Genomic DNA, 5,591 nt, shown 5'->3' with positions numbered 1-5,591 from the left:
CGGGGTCGTTAGCTCAGCTGGTAGAGCAGCGGACTTTTAATCCGTTGGTCCCGCGTTCGAATCGCGGACGACCCACCATTCTTTCTTAGGGCTTCTTTCTGTACAGTTAAAGTACTACAATAGAAACGAAACCTGCAAACGTTCCGACCAAGACCAAACATCTTTATTAGATGCTTCGCCATTCTCGAAATTTTGCTTCATCTTTTGTTCTGGTTTAATCATGTTTTAAACAAGTTCAGGGTTGTTAGCTCAGTTGGTAGAGCAGTAGACTCTTAATCTATTGGTCGTGGGTTCGAACCCCACACAACCCATCAGATTTTTAAGTCATTTACCCCCTTTAAATAAGCTCAGTTGAATTATTTTTCTGATAACTGCACATTCTAATCAAACGGATTGTTTTATCCTTCAATGATGACGAAGAATCAATACTCAAATATCGACTGAGATCTTAGTCAACGGTTTTAGCTTAAAACAACCAAGCCAACAATCACAATCACAATCACAATCACAATCAGATGACACGACCAAACCGAATAGCTAAAAAAGCTTTTATTCTTCTTATTGAACGAGCAAATATCAAATCATCGCTAGCAAGATAATACTCCCCTGCTTGACGAGTCATAACATTCCCCCTCCCAAACAATATAAAACCGTGCCCAATAACCAAGATTGCGCACGGTTTAATTATGTGTATGACTACTCAATTAAAACAATCCACGGAAATTTACCCAGTGGGTTATTGCTGTTGAAGGATAAAATCTGCGGCACGTTCACCAATCATAATACATGGCGCATTGGTATTGCCTGAAACAAGATCAGGCATAATGGATGCATCAGCGATACGCAGATTATTAAAACCAACGACTTTAAGCTTTGGATTGACCACACTCATTGCATCAATCCCCATCTTACATGTTCCCACAGGATGAAATACGGTTGCAGCATATTCACGAACATAAGCTTGATAATCTGCATCAGTTTTAACATCAGGTCCGGGTAAGATTTCTTGACCATTGAACGCCTTAAATACATCTTGTTTTAAAATACGCTGTGCCAGTTTAATGCCTTCGATCAGCACGTGCATATCTTGTTCTTTTTCAAGGAAGTTATAATCAATCTCGATCTGCTTTTGGGCATTCACACGTATTTCACCAATGCTCTTTGGTCTTAAAACACAGGTGTGGATTGCATAGCCATGCCCCCATTCAAACAGACGACCACGATGACTCCGATACCCCGGAACAAAGTGAAATTGCACATCCGGTAAATCTGTTGCCAGTGGTGTTTTTGCAAAACCCCCTGCTTCTACATAGTTGGTGGTCAACCAGCCTTTTCTTTTGAGTGCATACTGGAATGGTGCGGGCAGTATAGATGCCAAAGCCCCAACAGAAAAACCCAGTGTTTTTGAGCTATTTGTTCTAACAGTCACCAAACCATCAATATGCTCTTGCAAGTTTTTACCAACCCCAGGTAAATCAACCTTGCATTCAATACCGGCCTGTTCCAACTCAGATTTGGGACCAATACCAGATTTCATCAATAATAACGGCGAAACAAAAGCACCAGCTGAAAGGATTAACTCTTTATTGATCCTGATATCAAAATTTTGTCCTTGTCGTTGCACATGAATCGAGTGCACTTGACCATCACTATGATGAATACGCTCAACCTCGCATTCGGTCACCACCGTAAGGTTTGAGCGTGTCAATATCGGCTGAACGAATGCTTTAAAGCTGGATAGACGCTGACCATCACGTTGAGTCACATCATATATCCCTACACCTTCGCTTGATGCAGCATTAAAATCTTGATTCTCTTTTAGATTGAGTAAAGCCGCAGCTTGGATAAAGAGTTTAGATAATGGGTTCGGATCTTTCGGATGATCAACAAACAACTCGCCCTCAACACCATGAAAAGCCAAGTCTTGCTGAATGACATTTTTTTCAGAACGTTTAAAGAAGGGTAAAACCTCTTTCCAGCCCCATCCAGCACAACCTTTCGCTTCCCAATTGTCATAATCAGAGGCATTTCCGCGAATATAAATCATACTATTCATTGAACTTGAACCGCCGAGCATTTTGCCCCGTGGGGCATGAATTTGACGATTATTCAAACGTTTCTGAGGGGTAGAAAAGAAATTCCAGCTGTATTTTTTACTCTTATATAACGTGATCGTTCCTGCTGGAATCTGAATACGTGGCGAATTATCAGCAGCGCCTGCTTCAATCAAGCAGACACGAGTATTTGGGTTTTCACTTAGTCGATTGGCTATCACACTCCCCGCCGAACCCGCGCCAACAATGACATAATCATAACTATGTTGCTGTAATTGTTGATTGTCTATTTCAGGTAATGTGCGTTTATATAACATCGCCACAACATAATACAATGGGCTAACCACCAGTAAACCAACTGCCCATGAGATATCCACCTCGCCCAGTAATTTGGCAAGCGGACCAACATACAGCGGCGTAGATAAAAATGGAATCTGAATCAAAATCCCAATCACATAACAGATTAATGCAGGCCAATTGAAGTAACCATAAATCCCACCATCAGGTTTAAAGAAGGATGGCACATCATATTCAGTATGATGGATAAAGTAATAATCGATGAGGTTGATGGCTGTCCATGGAATCAGTACACACATGAGCAAAAGAATAAAATTGACATAACTCTCGACAAAGCTTTCCGAACTTGAAACAGATAAGAACATCGCCACACTAAATAAGCTTAATGCCACTATGGTTCTGGCAAGCACTCGCGGTGACCACCGGTGAAAAATCGTTTGTAGAATAGTGATGCTCGATAAAGTACCACAGTACAAATTCATCGAGTTTGTGGCAGCAATCCCAAGAGAAAAGACGATAATCAAAGCGGTACTGAATAGACCTGAACCGGTTAAATGAATTAAGCCTTGAATAAAGTCACCACTATAGGCACGGGCAACGGTTAAGCCCAAGATCATTGAAATCAGTGAGCCGAGTGAACAGCCCCAATAGCTTGCCCAAAATGCAGTTTTTGCCCCAGTTGCTTTAGGCAAATAGCGGGAATAATCTGATACATACGGGGCATAAGCCAACTGCCATAATGCGGCAATGGATAAGGTTCCCATAAAGCCAATGCTTGAAAACGTTCCCAGCTGAAAGAAATCTTGGGGGAAGTATTGCGAACTAAATACACGAATAAAAGCAGCAAGCAGCATTAAACCTGAAAGTACCGCAAGGATTTGCGTGTATTTATGAATGAGTTTATAACCAAAAATGACTGCAATCAGACTCCCTATCGCAATAATTGTGATGCCTTGTACCTTCGAAATCGGCTGATAAATCGTATGTAGTGCTTCGCCACCAACCACCAGATTGGATGCATAAAAGCCCAAGTACATAATCACGACGACACCAACAACAAGTAAAGCCCCATAGAAACCAAATTGCCCGCGAGTTTGAATCATTTGCGGTACTGCAAGTTGTGGACCTTGCGCAGAATGCAGTGCGACAAAAATCGCACCAACAAGATTTCCCAAAACCAATGCCATTAAGGCAGAAAAGAAACTCAAATTAAAAACTGTAACAGCCAATGAACCGGTAAACATGGTCAATAACATAATGTTTGAGCCAAACCAGATCGTAAATAGATCGCGTGCGTTACCATGACGTTGATTTTCAGGGATTGCCTGAATCGTACTACTTTCCATAGATGTTATAGACATAAGGAATCCATCCCATAAATAAAAAAGTTATAACCAATCTGAGAATTGGCTTAAATTTTTATATTCAGTATCAAGCCTTTAGTTTTTTTAAAGTAAGACTAAAAAGGACTGAATATTGCAGTTACTCCATCGCAAAGAGATCAAAATCATTTGCGAAATCACCTTAAACTTTCAAATCAACACCATCTAATATGTTGAAAATATTGAAGCCAAAATAATCACGAACAAATTAAAGGAAAAATTATCTCAGGCCTGTATTTGATCGATGTTCAATATCGACCTATACACCAGCTTGAGTACCACTTGAATTGAATAAAAACGATGGGTGAAAAGCAAATCATTGATCTAGGGTTAAAAAAGTAATTTATCGTTCAAAAGAATTTTTTATTAAAAAATAATTACATAAATAATCATTAAAAAATTTAACTCAATTGGATAAAAGTCATCGTTATACCCAAGCGATTCAGATTTTTTGAGGCATGTGTTCTGAATATTCTATTATCTCTTTATAACATCACTACTTAAGATAACAAAAACAAAAATGCGTCGTTGATCGACATAAAAAAGGATTTTGGAATAATCCAAATTTTTTACGAAAAGGAAATCAATATGATTAAACTAGTAATTTTATCGGTAATGCTAACAACAATAGCAACTCATTCTGCTATGGCCTCAGAAACAGGACATTCATCAGGTCTTAGCTTAAGTGGTTCTGCTGCACTGACAACGGACTACCGTTTCCGTGGTCTATCCCAATCTCGTAATGATCCTGCGGTACAAGGGACCTTTGTACTGTCACATGATTCTGGTTTATACGGCGGAATCTTTGCTGCCAATACGGACTTTGGTGGTTCAACATCACCACATTTTGAGTTTACCTCATATATTGGCTATAACACGGCATTAAATTGGTCTGAAAAAGTTAAGCCAACACTAGATTTAAGCTATAACCGATTTAGCTATCCAGGTTGGTCGGATTGGGCATGGCATGAGTTTTCTGCACGTTTAACCTTTAATGATATCTTTTTGGGTAAAGATAGCCTCCTCACCAATATTAATTATAGTGATGACTATATTGGATTTGCAGGTGATGCATGGAACTTCACCCTAGGCTATTCAGTACCATTGGCAGAAACAGGTTTTGGTCTGACGTCAAGTATTGGTTATTCCATCATCCAAGATAAAGGTGCATTGATTGATGTTGATGCCGACAATTACGTCGATTGGAAGCTTGGGGTGAATTATCAATTTAAAACACTTGAAGGTTTAACTGCGGAGTTATCTGCGGTTGGTACCAATTTGCATACCGATCAGCTCTCTAAAAGTGAAAAACGTACAGTCGCAAACGGTGCAATTTTTAGTTTAACCAAAGCGTTTTAATATTGCATTTTTAAACGATACACAATGTTTAACTACTATCTGGTTTTTAAAGATTTGTTCAATTTAAAAAATGCTTTCTGAGATGATCATTCATTTCAAAACTTTAAATTTTAAATGTGTCATTCTGGTGGGTTACACCCTAAAGCCCCACCAGATTGTTTAATTATCAATTTTTCTAGCTACCAATTTTCTAGCTACCAATTTTTTAACTACCAATTTTTTAACTACTAATTTCTTTAATTATCAAATTTCTTTAACACATAAGCTTTTGTTGGTGCAGTATGGTGTTGACTAAAATAAAGTCGATTTTCTTCAGTGCCATTGACTATTTTATCAATATCCATCACTAAGTCATTTTGTTCATCTACGTTGTAATAGAACTGAATACCTTCAATTCGATTAATCACAATTTCATGATTTACTTCATCATAGGCCCAAGTATTTTTTTGATAACCACGGTTCGGTTTTATATCACTATTTTCATAGGTCATTTTCCCCA

General features: G+C 38.7%; 2 protein-coding genes, 2 tRNA genes and 1 pseudogene. 3 read left to right on the top strand and 2 right to left on the bottom strand.

Annotated features, from left to right (window positions below):
- Window positions 1-2 precede the first annotated feature (2 nt).
- Both AC07WY_RS18755 and AC07WY_RS18750 read left to right on the top strand, forming a co-directional pair.
- Window positions 3-78, top strand: a tRNA-Lys gene (locus tag AC07WY_RS18755).
- A gap of 160 nt (window positions 79-238) precedes the next feature.
- Window positions 239-311, top strand: a tRNA-Lys gene (locus AC07WY_RS18750).
- A 425-nt stretch (window positions 312-736) separates the two neighbouring features.
- Here AC07WY_RS18750 and AC07WY_RS18745 read toward each other — a convergent pair.
- Window positions 737-3,712: a cytosine permease gene (locus AC07WY_RS18745; RefSeq protein ID WP_494736909.1), complete on the bottom strand. Its 2,976-nt coding sequence runs from the start codon at window positions 3,710-3,712 to the stop codon at window positions 737-739.
- 609 nt (window positions 3,713-4,321) lie between these two features.
- Between AC07WY_RS18745 and AC07WY_RS18740 the strand changes: the two genes are divergently transcribed.
- Entirely contained in the window at window positions 4,322-5,092 is a 771-nt protein-coding gene (locus tag AC07WY_RS18740) for a TorF family putative porin (protein WP_494736908.1), read from the top strand.
- Window positions 5,093-5,328: 236 nt separating this feature from the next.
- On the opposite strand, the pseudogene AC07WY_RS18735 reads toward AC07WY_RS18740, so the two are convergent.
- Window positions 5,329-5,591, bottom strand: a pseudogene (locus AC07WY_RS18735) (hypothetical protein); the annotation flags it as partial.

The organism is Acinetobacter sp. GW821-FHT01C12 (assembly GCF_059422625.1).
The sequence above is the reverse complement of the archived record's forward strand: the minus strand, read 5'-3'. Positions and strand labels throughout refer to the sequence as shown.

Excerpts from the sequence above, each read along its gene's own strand:
- AC07WY_RS18745 (WP_494736909.1), bottom strand. The coding sequence starts at position 3,712 with ATGTCTATAACATCTATGGAAAGTAGTACGATTCAGGCAATCCCTGAA.
- AC07WY_RS18740 (WP_494736908.1), top strand. The coding sequence starts at position 4,322 with ATGATTAAACTAGTAATTTTATCGGTAATGCTAACAACAATAGCAACT.